At 70.0% G+C, this 15532-nt stretch carries 12 protein-coding genes; 3 read left to right on the top strand and 9 right to left on the bottom strand.

What is annotated here, in order from left to right:
* Positions 1-17 precede the first annotated feature (17 nt).
* The 6 genes from ddaH to sucC form a co-directional block, all read right to left on the bottom strand.
* Positions 18-1229 carry a dimethylargininase gene (ddaH, locus tag ACLIME_RS01180; RefSeq protein ID WP_159877999.1) on the bottom strand — a complete coding sequence of 404 codons (1212 nt, stop codon included), beginning with the start codon at positions 1227-1229 and terminating at the stop codon, positions 18-20.
* Positions 1230-1338: 109 nt separating this feature from the next.
* The gene (purH, locus tag ACLIME_RS01175) at positions 1339-2946 is read right to left on the bottom strand and encodes a bifunctional phosphoribosylaminoimidazolecarboxamide formyltransferase/IMP cyclohydrolase (RefSeq protein WP_411558018.1); all 1608 of its coding nucleotides are present in this window, start codon (positions 2944-2946) and stop codon (positions 1339-1341) included.
* A complete protein-coding gene (gene purN / locus ACLIME_RS01170) occupies positions 2943-3569 on the bottom strand; it encodes a phosphoribosylglycinamide formyltransferase (RefSeq protein WP_085510275.1) in 627 nt (208 codons plus the stop codon). The genes purH and purN overlap by 4 nt, the downstream gene beginning before the upstream one ends.
* A gap of 9 nt (positions 3570-3578) precedes the next feature.
* The gene (locus tag ACLIME_RS01165; RefSeq protein ID WP_411558017.1) at positions 3579-4856 is read right to left on the bottom strand and encodes a DUF6350 family protein; all 1278 of its coding nucleotides are present in this window, start codon (positions 4854-4856) and stop codon (positions 3579-3581) included.
* Positions 4857-4981: 125 nt separating this feature from the next.
* Positions 4982-5872 carry a succinate--CoA ligase subunit alpha gene (gene sucD / locus ACLIME_RS01160; RefSeq protein ID WP_064296653.1) on the bottom strand — a complete coding sequence of 297 codons (891 nt, stop codon included), beginning with the start codon at positions 5870-5872 and terminating at the stop codon, positions 4982-4984.
* Between the two features lie 14 nt (positions 5873-5886).
* Positions 5887-7050, bottom strand: a complete 1164-nt coding sequence (gene sucC, locus ACLIME_RS01155) for an ADP-forming succinate--CoA ligase subunit beta (protein ID WP_411558016.1) — start codon at positions 7048-7050, stop codon at positions 5887-5889.
* 160 nt (positions 7051-7210) lie between these two features.
* Between sucC and ACLIME_RS01150 the strand changes: the two genes are divergently transcribed.
* Positions 7211-8011, top strand: coding sequence for an oxygenase MpaB family protein (locus ACLIME_RS01150; RefSeq protein ID WP_411558015.1), 801 nt, complete (start codon positions 7211-7213; stop codon positions 8009-8011).
* A 104-nt stretch (positions 8012-8115) separates the two neighbouring features.
* Positions 8116-9690 (top strand): hypothetical protein, encoded by a 1575-nt coding sequence (locus tag ACLIME_RS01145; protein WP_411558014.1) that lies wholly within the window; start codon positions 8116-8118, stop codon positions 9688-9690.
* On the opposite strand, the gene ACLIME_RS01140 is transcribed toward ACLIME_RS01145, so the two are convergent.
* The 3 genes from ACLIME_RS01140 to ACLIME_RS01130 form a co-directional block, all read right to left on the bottom strand.
* Positions 9617-10606 (bottom strand): SseB family protein, encoded by a 990-nt coding sequence (locus ACLIME_RS01140; RefSeq protein ID WP_411558013.1) that lies wholly within the window; start codon positions 10604-10606, stop codon positions 9617-9619. The genes ACLIME_RS01145 and ACLIME_RS01140 overlap by 74 nt on opposite strands.
* Positions 10607-10676: 70 nt before the next feature.
* Positions 10677-13145, bottom strand: a complete 2469-nt coding sequence (locus ACLIME_RS01135; protein WP_411558012.1) for an ATP-dependent helicase — start codon at positions 13143-13145, stop codon at positions 10677-10679.
* Between the two features lie 13 nt (positions 13146-13158).
* The gene (locus ACLIME_RS01130; RefSeq protein ID WP_411558813.1) at positions 13159-14238 is read right to left on the bottom strand and encodes a glycerophosphodiester phosphodiesterase family protein; all 1080 of its coding nucleotides are present in this window, start codon (positions 14236-14238) and stop codon (positions 13159-13161) included.
* A gap of 194 nt (positions 14239-14432) precedes the next feature.
* Here ACLIME_RS01130 and ACLIME_RS01125 point away from each other — a divergent pair, with 194 nt between their 5' ends.
* Positions 14433-15290, top strand: coding sequence for a Bax inhibitor-1/YccA family membrane protein (locus ACLIME_RS01125; RefSeq protein ID WP_064296659.1), 858 nt, complete (start codon positions 14433-14435; stop codon positions 15288-15290).
* Positions 15291-15532 lie beyond the last annotated feature (242 nt).

Raw genomic sequence — 15532 nt, 5'->3', positions numbered from 1 at the left:
GCTGCTCCACGATCGACTCAGCTGACCCGCACGGACAGGCAGGTCACGCAGCCCTCGAGCTTCTCGAACTCGCTGATGTCCACCTGGACCACGGTGTAGCCGCGGTCCTCGAGCAGCGCGGCCGTCTTGGGAGCGGCTGCGGAGATGAGCACGGTGTCCTCCGCGAGTTCGACCACCGCGACGCCCTCGCGCTCGGGCACGACGAGGTGGCGACCGAAGAAGGACGGGTCCTCGACGAGGTCGGGGTGGACGAGCACGGTCCCGTCGGGGAGCGCGGTGACGGTCGACTTCAGGTGGAGGGCGGTCGTGACGGGGACCGCCACGACGTCGAACCCGAGCGGCGCGAGGATGGCTCGGAGCTGCCGGACGCCTTCGGCGTTGGTGCGGCCGCTGCGACCGACGTAGACGGTCGTGCCGACCCGGAGGACGTCGCCGCCCTCGAGGGTGCCTTCGCCCTCGATGCGGTGGATCCGGAGGCCGAGCTCACGTGCGGTGGTCTCGGCTGCGACGACCTCGGGGCGACGGCTCTCGGCGCCCGGTCGGGTCACCACGGCGACGTCGCCGATCACGATGACGGCGTCCTCGATGAAGACGGAGTCGGCGAGCTGGTCGGCCCAGGAGACCTCGGTGGTGTCCCAGCCGGCGGCGTCGAACGCTGCGACGTACGCGTCCCACTGCTTGTCGGCGAGTTCGGTGTCGATCGGCGTGCGCTCCAGGTGCGTCACGAGGCCTTCAGCAAGGTTGGAGGCGGGCATCCGCACGAGTGCGATGCGGCGTCCGTCGTCGAGCACGGCGTCCTGCGTGCGGACGACCATCCAGTACACGGGGTATCCGATGAAGGCCGCGGAGAGCGCGACGACGACCACGAAGACGAGGTTGAGGCTGATGAGCGTCGCGACGATGCTGCCGAGCACGGTGCTGTCGATGGGCTGCCCCGTCGTCGCCACCTGGACGATGAGCCCGAGGAGCGCTCCGATGACGGCGAGGGCGGCGCCGCCCAGCAGGGCGAGGAGTCGGTACCGGTAGAGGCCGACGACGCCCACGATCAGCAGCAGCACGAAGGTGATGATCGTGCTCTCGAAGAAGTACGGACTCGCCTGGGCGAAGATCGTCCCGGCGAACTGGTAGCCGACGAACGTGACGAACATGACCCCCAGGAAGCCCACGACGATGGTCGCGACGGCGGCGGCGGCGGATGCGATGAGCTTGCGGCTCCAGGTGGCAGTCATTCGACAACCGTAGCTCAACGACACAGCGGCGTCGGGCCACGAGGGCCCGACGCCGCTGGGAGATCACCACGAGCCTGCCCAGAACCCCCACGGGGGCGGGCGGCACGGCCTAGTGGAAGAAGTGACGCTCCCCCGTGAAGTACATGGTCACGCCGGCGGCTTCGGCCGCAGCGACGACCTCTTCGTCGCGGACGGAACCACCGGGCTGCACGACCGCGCGCACGCCGGCGTCGAGCAGGACCTGCAGGCCGTCGGCGAACGGGAAGAAGGCGTCCGAGGCCGCGACGGAACCCGCGGCACGGTCACCGGCTCGGCTCACGGCGAGGTGGCAGGAGTCGACGCGGTTGACCTGCCCCATGCCGACGCCCACGCTCGCGCTCCCCTTGGCGAGCAGGATGCCGTTGGACTTCACCGAGCGGCACGCCTTCCACGCGAAGATGAGGTCGAGCAGGGTGTCGTCGTCGGCGGGTTCGCCAGTGACGAGCGTCCAGCCCTTGGCGGTGTCCTGCGGGTCGTCGGCGAAGCGGTCCGCGTCCTGGTAGAGCAGGCCACCGGAGATCTGCCGGACCTCGCGGTCCTCGCGCACGAAGTCCTCCGGCAGCTGCAGGAGCCGCAGGTTCTTCTTCGTCTTGAGCACCTCGAGCGCGGCGTCCTCGAAGCCCGGGGCGACGAGCACCTCGGTGAAGATCTCCTTGACCGTCTCGGCCATGCCGAGGGTCACCACGCGGTTGGCGGCGATGACGCCACCGAAAGCGGAGACCGGGTCGCACTCGTGCGCCCGACGGTGGGCCGAGGCGATCGGATCGGGTGCCTTCGGGTTCGCGAAGGCGATACCGCACGGGTTCGCGTGCTTGATGATCGCGACGGCGGGGTTGGCGAAGTCATAGGCCGCGCGGACTGCCGCGTCGGCGTCGACGTAGTTGTTGTACGACATCTCCTTGCCGTGCAACTGCGTCGCCTGGGCGATCCCGGCACCACCCGGACGGACGTACAGCGCCGCGGCCTGGTGCGAGTTCTCGCCGTAGCGCAGCACCGCCTCGCGACGACCGGTGACGGTCAGCGTGCTGGGGAAGGCCTCGGCTGCGGTCGTCTCCGTGCTCGCGAACCACGCGGACACAGCCGCGTCGTAGGAGGCGGTGTGGTCGAAGGCCTGCGCGGCGAGCGAGCGACGCTGAGCGAGCGTGGTGCCGCCGGCGGCGACGGCCTCGGTGATCAGCCCGTAGCGCTCGGGAGAGACCACGATCGCGACGTTGGCGTGGTTCTTCGCCGAGGCGCGCACCATCGCCGGTCCACCGATGTCGATCTGCTCGACGACGTCGTCACCGGCTGCGCCGCTCGCGACCGTCTCGACGAAGGGGTACAGGTTCACGACGACGAGCTGGAACGGCTCGATGCCGAGCTCGGCGAGCTGGGCCTCGTGGGATTCGAGCCGCAGGTCGGCGAGGAGTCCGGCGTGCACCGAGGGGTGCAAGGTCTTGACCCGACCGTCGAGCGACTCGGGGAATCCGGTGACCTCGGACACATCGGTCACCGTGTGGCCCGCACCGCGGATGGTCGCCGCGGTGGACCCGGTGGAGACGATCTCGACGCCCGCTGCGGCGAGTGCGCCGGCGAGCTCGAGCAGCCCGGTCTTGTCGCTGACCGAGATCAGCGCCCGGCGGACGGGGACGAGGTCGCGTTCGCGGTAGAGGCTGTGGTCGTGGCTGGGACCGCTCATGACTGGGGTGCTCCTTCTGCTGGCGGGCGGGACGCCGTGGAGAGCGCCTCGAGGTCGATGGTTCCGGTGGCGAGGTCGCGGACGGCCTGGACGAGGAGTCGACGCTCCACCGGCTTGATCCGCTCGTGGAGGCTGTGCTCCGTGTCTTCGGGCAGGACGGGGACGCGCTCCTGCGAGATGATCGGTCCCGCGTCGACGCCGTTGTCGACGACGATGATCGATGCCCCGGTCTGCGAGGCGCCTGCCGCCAGGGCGTCCCGGACGCCGTGCGCACCCGGGAACTCGGGGAGGTACGCGGGGTGCGTGTTGATGATGCGCGGCGAGAGGGCGTCGACGACGACGGGCGGCAGGAGGCGCATGAGGCCGCTGAGGACGAGGACGTCCGGGTTCCAGACCCGGATCTGTTCGAGGAGGGCCGCGCCCCATTCCGCCCGCGAGTCGAAGGACGAGTAGGGGACGGTGAACGACGGGATGCCGAACTCCTCGGCGTGAGCGAGTCCGTCAGCCTCCCGATCGGCACCGACGGCGATGACGCGAGCGGGGAAATCCGCGTCGCGTGAGGCTTCGAGGAGGGCGCGGAGATTGGATCCGCCACCGGAGATCAGCACGACGAGTGACAGCACCAGAGCATCCTATCGGTCGCGGGCACCCCGGCCGCCCGGCTGGGCGTGCAGCTCCGGGAGGCGGTCCTCCTCGGCGAGATGCGTCGAACCGGCCGCCATGCCGACCACGGCCGCGATCCCGACCGTCAGCGTGGTCCACAGGCCCGTTGCCCAACCGTTCGGGCCGACCTCGATGAGGCGGCCTGGGCCTGCCGCGCCCGCCGAGAGGGCGGCGAGGACACCGACGATGATGCCCGCTGTGACCCCGACGCCGAGACCGACGACCGCCAGCCGTGCGAGCCCGCCACGCCCGTCGAGGTCGACGAGCAGACGACGGCGCAGCACCACGGCAGCGGCGAATCCGATGACGACCGGGACCACGAGGACCGCGAACCCGAGCGGGCTCTCCCCAGTGGGGATGGCGCCGAGGACCGGCACGGCCGGCATGGGCCCGACGAGCGTGCCGATCGGTGAGATCGCCGTGCCGCTCCCGATGGCGAAGCCCGCGCCGGTGATCCAGCTCATGGCCCAGATCACGAGGTTCGGCAGGTACAGGAGTTCGGCGCCGGTGACGATGGCACCGCCCAGGACGCCGAACTGCGCGCTCTCATGCAGGGAGATGATGGCGCCGTAGCCGACGGCGATGAGGATGGCGGTCAGGACCGCGGAGACCGCCACGAGTCCGGTGGCGGCGAGTGCTCCACCACGCAGCGCCGCGACGACCATCGACCAGGTCCCGTCCGGCATCCGGTCCCGCATCGCGCGGAGTCCGTCGAGGATCGGATCAGCCGCGTCCTGCTCTCGGAACCGGACCCACAGCGCGGCGACCACGACCCCGCCTGCGAAGCGCACGGTCGGCGCGAGGGTCCCCTGGACGATCGAGGGACGCACCGCCGGGTGGAGGGCGGTGAGGGTCACGAGGAACGAGAGCAGGGCGAACACGAGCACCGACAGCACGACGGCACCCTGCCACCAAGTGCTGCGTGCCGCGCGCGCCCCGGTGCGCAGGCCGAACAGGACCGTGCCGATCGTGAAGGCGAGGGGCGCCAGGGAGACGAGGAACGGTTCCATCCCGGCAGGCAGGCCGAGCTGCGTGACGAGGGCCGTGTCGAGGGTGATGCGCATGCTCGAGCCGTTGCCGAGCGCCCAGATGTCGACGGCCCCCCGCCAGAGCGCGGCGGGGTCGACGTCCAACTGGAAGTGCAGGGCCCACAGGGCGAGGAGTGGGACGAGTGCGACACCGATGCCGATGGCCACGGCGAGGGTGGCATCGAGGGCGGCGAGGAGGGCGACGGTCAGACGGTTCATGCGCCTTCGACCCTACCTGGAGCCGCGCGTGCGGACGGTCAGGCACACGGCGTGCGTGGGCCGAAACGCGACGACGCGACGCCCGAACCGGGCGCCGCGTCGTGGTCGCAGTCGAGCTGCGGGTGTTATAGCGAGGCGATGATCTCGCGCATGAGGTCGGCGGTCTCGCTCGGCGTCTTGCCGACCTTGACGCCGGCGGCCTCGAGGGCCTCCTTCTTCGCCTGCGCGGTGCCTGCGGAGCCCGAGACGATCGCGCCGGCGTGGCCCATCGTCTTGCCCTCGGGCGCGGTGAAGCCCGCGACGTAGCCGACGACCGGCTTCGTGACGTTCGCCTTGATGAAGTCGGCCGCGCGCTCCTCGGCGTCGCCACCGATCTCGCCGATCATGACGATGGCCTTGGTCTCGGGGTCGGCCTCGAACGCGGCGAGCGCGTCGATGTGCGTCGTGCCGATGATCGGGTCGCCGCCGATGCCGATCGCCGTCGAGAAGCCGATCTCGCGCAGCTCGTACATCATCTGGTACGTGAGGGTGCCCGACTTCGACACGAGGCCGATCGGTCCCTTGCCGGCGATGTTCGCGGGCGTGATGCCGACGAGCGACTCCCCCGGCGTGATGATGCCGGGGCAGTTCGGGCCGATGATGCGGGTCTTCGAGCCCTTCGACTGGGCGTAGGCCCAGAACTCGGCGGAGTCGCCGACCGGCACACCCTCGGTGATGATGACGAGCAGCGGGATCTCGGCGTCGATGGCCTCGATGACCGCGTCCTTGGTGAATGCCGGGGGCACGAAGGCGATCGACACGTCTGCGCCGGTCTCCTTGATGGCCTCGGCGACCGTGCCGAACACGGGCAGCTCGACGCCGCCGTCGTGGGTCACGGTCGTGCCGGCCTTGCGGGCGTTGACGCCACCGACGACCTGGGTGCCGGCCTTCAGCATGAGCGCCGTGTGCTTGGTGCCCTCGCCGCCGGTGATGCCCTGGACGATGACCTTGGAGTCCTTGTTGAGGAAGATTGACATGCTTGTGCGATCCCTTACTTCGAAGCCAGCTCGGCGGCCTTGTCGGCGCCTTCGTCCATGGTTGCGGCGAGCGTGATGAGCGGGTGCGCGGCGGCGGCGAGGATCTCGCGGCCCTCCGCGACCTTGTTGCCGTCGAGGCGGACCACGAGCGGCTTCGTCGCTGCGTCACCGAGGATCTCGAGCGCCTTCACGATGCCGTTCGCGACGGCGTCGCAGGCGGTGATGCCACCGAAGACGTTGACGAACACGCTCTTCACCTGGGCGTCGCCGAGGATGACGTCGAGGCCTGCGGCCATGACCTCGGCCGAGGCGCCGCCGCCGATGTCGAGGAAGTTGGCCGGCTTCACGCCGCCGTGCTGCTCGCCCGCGTAGGCGACGACGTCGAGCGTGGACATGACGAGCCCCGCGCCGTTGCCGATGATCCCGACCTCGCCGTCGAGCTTGACGTAGTTGAGGTCGTTCTCCTTGGCCTTGAGCTCCAGGGGGTCCTCGGCTGCGGTGTCTTCGAGTTCGGCGTGGTTCGGGTGACGGAAGGCGGCGTTCTCGTCGAGCGAGACCTTGCCGTCGAGGGCGACGATGCGCCCTTCCTCCGTGAGGACGAGCGGGTTGACCTCGACGAGCGTCGCGTCCTCGCCCTTGTAGACGTCGTAGAGCTTCACGAAGACGTCGGAGACCTGGTCGACGAGGTCCTCGGGGAAGTTCGCAGCCTTCGCGATCTCGACCGCGGCCGCCTTGTCGACACCGGTGAGTGGGTTCACCTCGATGCGCGCGAGCGCCTCGGGCTTCTCGACCGCGAGCTGCTCGATCTCCATGCCGCCCTCGACGCTCGTGAGCGACAGGTAGGACCGGTTGGCGCGGTCGAGCAGCACCGAGAAGTAGAACTCCTGGGCGATGCGTGCGCCGGCCGCGACCATCACGCGCTTGACGACGTGACCCTTGATGTCGAGTCCGAGGATGGCCTTCGCCGCCTCGTAGGCCTCGTCGGGGGTCTTGGCGACCTTGACGCCACCGGCCTTGCCGCGGCCTCCGACCTTCACCTGGGCCTTGACGACGACCACGCCGCCGAGACGCTCGGCCGCGGCACGCACCTCGTCCGGGGTGTCGGCGATGATGCCGGCGAGGACCGGCACCTCGTACTGCTCGAACAGGTCTCGTGCCTGATACTCGTAAAGATCCACGTGTCATTCCCATCCGCGCTTCGCGCGTTCTGCTGTGATTGTCGTGGCGATTTTCGGCCGCGCGTTATCTCGGCGGCGAGAGAAAAAGGGCCAGTGACGACTCTACCCCCAGCGCTGCGCCGCAACCGGACGTTCACAGTGAACGACTAAGGTCGGGTCCATGACCGGCATGGCGGACCTCGCTCGCGAGGGCATCCTCGTCGCCGGCGCCGGGCGGGCCATCCTGCTGCAGATCGCGGACCCCTCGGTCGCCGCCGGGGTGGCCCGGCACAGCGACTTCGGTTCCCGTCCGCTCGACCGGCTGCACGCCACCCTCACCTTCGTCTACGCGCTCGCCCTCGGCACACCGGACGAGCAGCGCAGCGCGGCCCGGCGGGTGAACCACGCCCATGGACCGGTGCGCAGCCAACCCGGTGAGGCGGCTCCCGGGTACTCGGCCTTCGACCACGACGCGCAGCTCTGGGTCGCGGCCACGCTGTACGACACCGCCGTCCAGGTCTACGAGCTCGTGTTCGGCCCGCTCGACGAGGAGTCGCGGGAGCGCCTGCACCGTGAGTACGCGATCGTGGGGACGAGCCTGCAGCTCCCGCCCGACCGTTGGCCTCCGACCCGGGCCGCGTTCGACGAGTACTTCGCAGCCCGTGTCGCGCGCCTCCACGTCACCGCGGAGGCGCGTGCCGTCTCGATCGAGCTCCTGACCGCTCGCGCGGCGCCGCTCCCCGTCCGGTGCCTGCTCCCGCTCGTCCGGCTCGTGACGGCGGGACTGCTGCCCGACGGCCTGCGGAGCGCCTACGGGTTCCGTTGGACGCCGCGGCAGCAGCGTCGCTTCGCACGTCGGGTAGCCGTCGCCCGAGCCGTCTGGCCGCGTCTTCCGCAGCGACTGCGCGCGGCACCCTCCGCCTGGTACCTCCATGCGATGCGAGAGCGCGAACGCACGGAGGCGGCGCGCCACCGCGGCTGACGACGTTCCAGCACCGCCCTCCACAGCCCGCTGGCGGAGCCGTCCCGTCCACATTCGGATTCCCGCCCGGCTGACCGAGGTGCCGCGGTTCGCACGATGGGGGCATGACAACACACCACCTCCCCCAGACCGGCCGCCTCCTCGGCGGCAGACCGCGGATCCTCCGGCTCCTGGCAGCCGTCCCGATCCTGCTCACGCTCGTCCTCGGCATCGTCCTCGGCGGCGCGACCGCATCCTCCGCACTGACCGCCACCGGCGCCGCCTACGGTCACCGCGACGCGTCGAACGGCCGCTGGCTCGGCTCGTGGGCCTTCGACGACGGGACGGTCGGGTTCTGCATCAACCTCGACCTCCCGATCCCGCCGGGTCACGCCTACGAGCACGTCGACGGATCATCGCTCGGATGGTTCACCCCCGAGGACGCCGCCCGCCTGGCCTACCTGTCGCGGCACTGGGGCGCCAGCCAGGACGCCGACGAGGCAGCTGCGGGCCAGCTCGCCACCTGGATCATCACCGGCCTGAACGGGTGGACGCCGGCGCAGATCGCCGCTCGGGCAGGAGCGAGCGCCGACCGCGTGCTCTCCCGGGCCCATCAGATGCTCGCCGAGGCCGACGGTCCCGGCGGCGCGAGTCGGGGAGCGAGCGCCACCATGTCCATCGAACGCGGCGACGACGGATTCGACCTCGTCCGAACCGAACTCGCCGTCGACTTCATCTCCTCCGGCGTCACCACCCTGCCACCGGGCACCCACACCGGGACGGTCACCCTCGACGGCGCGACCTTCGAGGACGGCACGTCCGAGCGGGCCGTCGGGAACGGTGAGAGCCTGCGGATCCTGCCGAGCACCGATGCCGCGGTCGTGGCCTTCTCAGCGAACGCCACGTTCGGTGAGCTGCCCTACGGGGCCGGCCTCACGATCGCTCGGAGCGCCGCCAACGTGCAGAGCGTCCTCATCGCCCGCCCCATCACGGTCGCGGCCGGAGCGAGCGCCGACCGCGAGCGTCCCACTCCACTCCCCTTCCAGCCGGTCGTCGTCACCACCACCTCGCACGCGACGGCGACACCGGGAACCGAGGTCACCGACCGGCTGTCGGTCGGGATCGCTACCGACACCGGCCTCGCAGCGGAGTGGGGCCTCATCGGGCCGGAGGGCGGACCGTACACGCCGATCCCGGTGACCGTCCGAAGCCAGTTGCTCGGTCCGTTCGCGGAGCGCCCGGTCGAGGCACCGGAGGTCCCGCTCGGAGCACCGGTGGTCTGCGAGGTCGAGACGCTCGTGGATGCAGGCCCCGGCGAGTACACGACGCCGTCCTGCGTCCTCCCCGAGGACGGCTACTACGTCTGGGTCGAACGCATCGAGCCGAGCGACACCCTGCCGGAGAACGGCGGCACGATGATCCGCCCCTGGCGATCCGCCTTCGGGGTCGCCTCGGAGACCACCCTCGCCTCGACGCCGACCGTGCCCGAAGCGCGCCTCGCCGAGACCGGCGCCGACGACCGCTCCCTGCTCCTCGCCGGCACCGCGGCGATCGGAGCGCTCGCGCTCGGCGGCATCCTGCTCGCTCTCCGTCGGCGGATCACTCCGAGTGGAGCGGGTGCGGCGCTCAGCGCACGTCGAGGAGGGGTGCGAGCTGGGCGCGGTCGACGTCCAGCCACGGCGCCGCAGGGTTCACGATGATCCCGGTGATGCCCTCGTCGCTGCGGAGCGCGGCCGCGAGTTCCGCTGCGGTGACCGGGTACGCGTCATCCCCTCGTCCCAGTGCGGCGATCTCGATGGGCGAGGTGAAGACCTCCAGCAGTCGACGGTCGCCGAGGCGGGTCTCCGCGATGCCGACGGTCTTGCGGTTACCGTCCTCGTCGACCTCGGCGCGACCGGCTACGAACCCGCCGTGCGCGGCGAGTGCGGCGACCAGCCGCTGGAGGGCATCGGGTTCTCGCGGCTGGGCGAGCGCCTGCTTCGCGAGGTCGTTGTTCCGGCCGTCCCCGAACAGACGCACGATCAGCGTCTTCGGGACGACCGCACTCGCCTTGCCGTCGGCGGGGTTCAGGACGATGCCGGCGTACCCGTCGCCGGTCGCCTGACGGAGTGCCCAGACGGCGTCCACCGCGACCCCGGTGACCGGCCCGTCCGCCGTCCGCGTCTTCTCGAGCTCACGCGACGAGGTGAAGGCGAGGAGGTAGACGGCGCCCTCCGGGTCGCGGTGGACGCCGAGCGGGATGCGCCCGGCAGCCTTGTCCTCCTCCGAGACACCGTCGAGGCTCGTGGACAACAGCAGCTTGCCCTGGATGCTCTGCCGCAACACGTGCATCATCGCCCGTTCATCGCCACCCTCCGCCAGCGCTGTGAGCGCCTGCGCGAGGTCGACGTTGGAGTCAGGCTCGACGGGAGCGGGCGCCGGGGCCGCAGCAGGCACGGAGACAGGCGCCTCCGGTGTCCGGGCGGCTGCGTTGACCGTCGTGACCGAGATCGACACCTGCGGCACGGTCTCCGGGGCTTCCGCGGCCGGATCCACCTCATCCTCAGGTGCCGATGTCTCGGCCTCCACGGCTGCAGATCGGGCATCGGACGCGTTGCGCTTGGAGAACAGACCCATGATGCATCAGCCTAGATGCTGGATTCCGCTCAGGGAACCGGCCGGACCGACGGTGCGCGCCTCAGCGCAGTCAGTCGAGCTTCTCGATGGGCGCGATCTTGATCAGCAGCTTCTTCGCTCCGGCTGACTCGAACTGGACATGGGCGATGCGCTTCGCGCCTTCACCGGTCACCGCGTTCACCCGGCCCGGTCCGAAGTCGGCGTGGGAGATGCGGTCGCCGGGAACGAGCTCGAGGTCGCCGTTGTCGCGGACCTTCGCGGTGATGCGATTGGCCCAGGCCGTCTCCGGCTTGCTCGAACCGCCGGAGAACCGGGTGTCGCCCGCGGAGGTGCCCTCGGGGAGCGAGCGGACCGACCAGCGGTCGCTCGAGGGCGCACGGCGGGCGTTCAGGGCGCGCGACTGCGTGCCACCACGACCGTTGACGTTGCCGGGCGACTGACGCCACTCGATCAGTTCGGCCGGGATCTCCTGCAGGTAGCGGCTGGGCATGGCGACGGCCGTCTCGCCGTACTGGGCACGCGTCATCGCCAGCGAGAGGTACAGGCGCTTCCGGGCGCGGGTGATGCCGACGTAGAACAGGCGTCGCTCCTCGGCCGGGCCGCCCGGCTCGTTCGCCGACATCCGGTGCGGGAGGAGGTCTTCCTCGATGCCCGTCAGGAAGACCGCGTCGTACTCGAGGCCCTTCGCCGTGTGCAGGGTCATGAGCGACACGCTGCCCGTCGCGTCGTCGAGGTCGTCGGCCGCGGCGACGAGCGAGACCTCCGTCAGGAAGTCGACGATGCCGCCGTCGGGGTTGTTCTTGGCGAACTCCTTGGTGACGGCGATGAGCTCGTCGACGTTCTCGGCGCGTGCCTCATCCTGCGGGTCACGACTGTTGCGCAGCGAGTCGAGGTAGCCGCTCTTCGTCATGAGGAGTGACAGGACGTCGCCGACGGCGGTCGCGGACGCCGTCGGGCGGTCGGCCGCGGCGGCGTCGTCGAGCGCGGCCTGCGCTTCGTCGAGGAGCGCCGACAGCTGCAGGATCGCGCTCGTGACCTTCGGCCCGAGCCCGAGGGCGTCGGCGCGCCGCATGGCCTCGCGGAAGGTGACGCCGTTGTTCTCGGCGAAGCTCGCGAGCGCCGTCTCCGTGGCCGGCCCGATGCCACGCTTGGGCGTGTTCAGGATGCGCCGCAGCGCCATGATGTCGGCCGGGTTCGCGACCGACACGAGGTAGGCGAGGGCGTCCTTGATCTCGGCGCGTTCATAGAACTTGGTGCCGCCCATGATCCGGTACGGGAGGGCCGCACGGATGAAGATCTCCTCGAGCGCACGCGTTTGGGCGTTCGTCCGGTAGAACACCGCGATGTCGCTGTAGGCCGTGCCGGCGTTCCGGAGCTTCTCGATCTCGTCGGCGATGAACTGCGCCTCGTCGTGGCCGGAGTACCCCGTGAAGCCGACGATCTTCTCCCCGTCGCCGACGGCCGTCCAGAGCTTCTTGTCCTTGCGGTCGAAGTTGTTGGAGATGACCGCGTTCGCGGCCGAGAGGATGTTCTGCGTGGAGCGGTAGTTCTGCTCGAGCAGCACCACCTTGGCACCCGGGAAGTCGCGCTCGAACTCGGTGATGTTCCGGATGTCGGCCCCGCGGAACGCGTAGATCGACTGGTCCGAGTCACCGACGACGGTGAGCGAGGCACCCTCGGTGCGGGTGGTGGCGAGCTGATCCGTGCCGGCCTCAGGCGCGCGGGTGAGCTCCCGGATGAGCGAGTACTGGGCGTGGTTGGTGTCCTGGTACTCGTCGACGAGGATGTGGCGGAACCGCTGCTGGTACTGCGCCGCGACGTGCGGGAACGCCCGGAAGAGGAACACCGTCTGGCTGATGAGGTCGTCGAAGTCGAAGGCGTTCGCGTCGGCCAGCGCGCGCGTGTACTTCCGGAAGACCTGCAGGAACACGAGTTCCTGCGGGTCGTTGGTGTTGATCGTGCGGGAGTACGACTCGACGTCCGACAGCTCGTTCTTGAGCTTCGAGATCTTCGCCGAGGTGTTCGACGGCGTGAAGCCGTATGCGTCGGCCTCGAGCTCCTTGATGATGCGCTTCAGGAGGGCACGTTGGTCGCCGCTGTCGTAGATCGTGAAGTTCTTGGTGAAGCCGAAGTGCTCGGCCTCGCGGCGGAGGATGCGGACGCAGGCGGAGTGGAAGGTGGAGATCCACATGCCCTGCGCGGCCTGGCCGACGAGCGCCTGCACCCGCTCGCGCATCTCGGCGGCGGCCTTGTTGGTGAACGTGATCGCCAGGATCTGGCTCGGCCAGGCCTCCCGCTGCTCGAGCAGCAGCGCAACGCGGCGGGTGAGCACACTCGTCTTGCCGGACCCGGCACCGGCGACGATGAGCAGGGCCTGGCCCCGGTACTCCACCGCGATCCGTTGCTGCGGGTTGAGCCCCTCCAGCAGCCGACTCCCGCCGGCACGCTCGTCGGAGGACGACTCGGGGACGGTTGCCGTGGGCCAGCCGACGATCACCGGTTGCACGGCGTCGGCGTTCGAAGAAGGAGAGCTCGCCATATCGCCTGCAAGTCTAGGCGCTGCCCCCGACATCGCTCGGCCGAGCATGACCGTCGCGGTGATCCGCACGGTCGCCGGCCGCCGACCGGGCGGCGACGCCGAGGTCGGCCTGGTCCACGAAGCAGCCGTCGACCCCCGAGGAGAGCACCAGGACGAACTCCTCGAGCCAGCGGCCGACCGCCGCCGGATCGGACCCGTCCCGGAAGGGTGGCGCGAGGAACCGGTTCTCGGGGCGGAGGGTCCAGGTGTAGACGCGCAGGCCCGCCGCGTGGGCACGCTCCACGAGGTCCGTCGGGTGGGCGCCGTCGTCGTCGCCCAAGTCGATGAGCATGGCCTTGTCGACACTGATGGCGTCGACCTCGAGGGCGAGCGCCGCGAGCCCGGCGTCGGTCATCGCGTCGGCGTAGGACGGGGCCGAATCCCCCAGCCGGGCGACGAGATCGCTCGGTCTGCCCGACCGCTCGATGAGGTACACGAACTCCGCCTGCACCCGACGGGCCTGCAACGCCATGAGGACCGACTGCTCGAACGACTCGATGATGAGCGGCTCCGCATCGGGATCGGTGCCGAACTCCAGGGCGGCGAGCTCCTCGGCGAGGAGCCGATCGAGCGGGAGGCCGATCGACGCGAAGTAGTCGGCGTGCTTCACCTCGGCCACGATGCCGACGGGTCGTCGGTGCGCTTCGGCCGCGCTGCGCACGACCGCGACGAGGTCGACGAACCGCAGGATGCCCTCGGTACCGTCGAATCCCGCGCTCACCGTCCGTACCTCGGGGATCCGCTCGCGTGCGGTCAGGGTCGACAGCTCGGCCCAGGTGAAGTCCTCGGTGAACCACCCGGTCAGCTCGTGGCCGTCGACGCGCTTCGTCGTCCGCCGGTCGGCGAACTCCGCTCGGGCGGCGACGTCGGTCGTCCCGGAGATCTCGTTCTCGTGTCGGACCACGAGGACTCCGTCCTTCGACGCGACGAGATCGGGCTCGACGGCGTCCGCACCGAGCGCGACAGCCAAGCGGTAGGAGGACGCGGTGTGCTCGGGGCGGTAACCGGGAGCCCCGCGGTGTCCGATGACGAGCGGGTTGGGCAGGGAGTCGATGCGCACGCCATCAGCCTAGGACGACGCTCCGGCGTGCGCGCAGGGAGCCGGCTGTCAGCCCGCCGCGAACATCGGCGTCCGTTCGGGGTTTTCCACGCGCGACCCGGCTGATTCAAAGGGAACTCGGATACTCTGGGTGTCAGCAGCGCCGCTTGGCGCGACACAGCCTCCACGACTGAGAGTAGGAATCAGCCATGGCCCTCGACAATCCCGCGTTCTCGAAGAACCCGGCATTCGCGAAGCAGGGAGGCGGGACGCTGCAGGCAGCTCAAGCAGCGAACCCCTCGCTGACCGCCGAACAGCTCCGCAAGATGTACGAGCAGCCCACCGCACCGGCGGGCGTCGGCACCGCCGACCGCATGACGATCGAGAACACGCTCGTCAAGACCCTCGGCTCCTTCGCCGTCCTCGTCGTGTTCGCCGTCATCTCCTGGATGTGGACGACCTCCCTCCTGCAGGCAGGTAGCGGCTACGCCCTCCCGATGATCATCGGCATGATCGGTGGCCTCGGCCTCGGTCTCGTGAACTCCTTCAAGAAGGAGCCGGTCCCAGCGCTCATCCTCGGGTACGCGGTCTTCCAGGGACTCTTCGTCGGCGGCATCTCGCGCGTCTTCGAGGCGAACCCGGCCTGGTCCGGCGTCGTCGTCCAGGCGGTCCTCGCGACCCTCGCCGTCGTCGGCGTGACCCTCGCCCTCTTCGCCAGCGGCAAGGTCCGCGCCTCGAAGAAGCTGACGAAGGTCTTCCTCGTCGCCATCATCGGCTACGGCGTCTTCCAGCTCCTCAACCTCGTGCTCATGTTCACGGGCGTGCTGAACAACCCGTTCGGCCTCTACGGCGCGACGATCTTCGGCATCCCGCTCGGGATCGTCATCGGCATCTTCGCGGTGCTGATGGGTGCGTACTCGCTGGTGCTCGACTTCGACTTCATCCAGCGTGGCGTGCAGAACCGCGCTCCCGCCAAGTACGGCTGGACCGGCGCCTTCGGCATCATGGTCACGGTCATCTGGATCTACGTCGAGATCCTGCGTCTGCTGGCCATCTCCCGCAACTAGGAGCGCACGTACTGCAAGGCCCGTCCCGTTCGCGGGGCGGGCCTTCGTCGTCCGAGGAACCCGCCGGTCGAGGTACTGCCCTTCGACAGGCTCAGGGACCGAACCCCTCGGACCGAGGCACCATCCCCGGTCGCTGAGCCAACCACCCCGGTCCCTGAGCCAACCACCCCGCCCCCTGAGCCTGTCGAAGGGCGCGGACGACGGAAGGCCGCCCCGCGAACGGGACGGCCTTCCGATGACTC

This window comes from Plantibacter sp. MPB07, from assembly GCF_046619465.1.
Lineage (GTDB): Bacteria > Actinomycetota > Actinomycetes > Actinomycetales > Microbacteriaceae > Plantibacter > Plantibacter auratus.
Note: the sequence above shows the minus strand (reverse complement) of the source record. Positions and strands in the feature narration are given on the sequence as shown.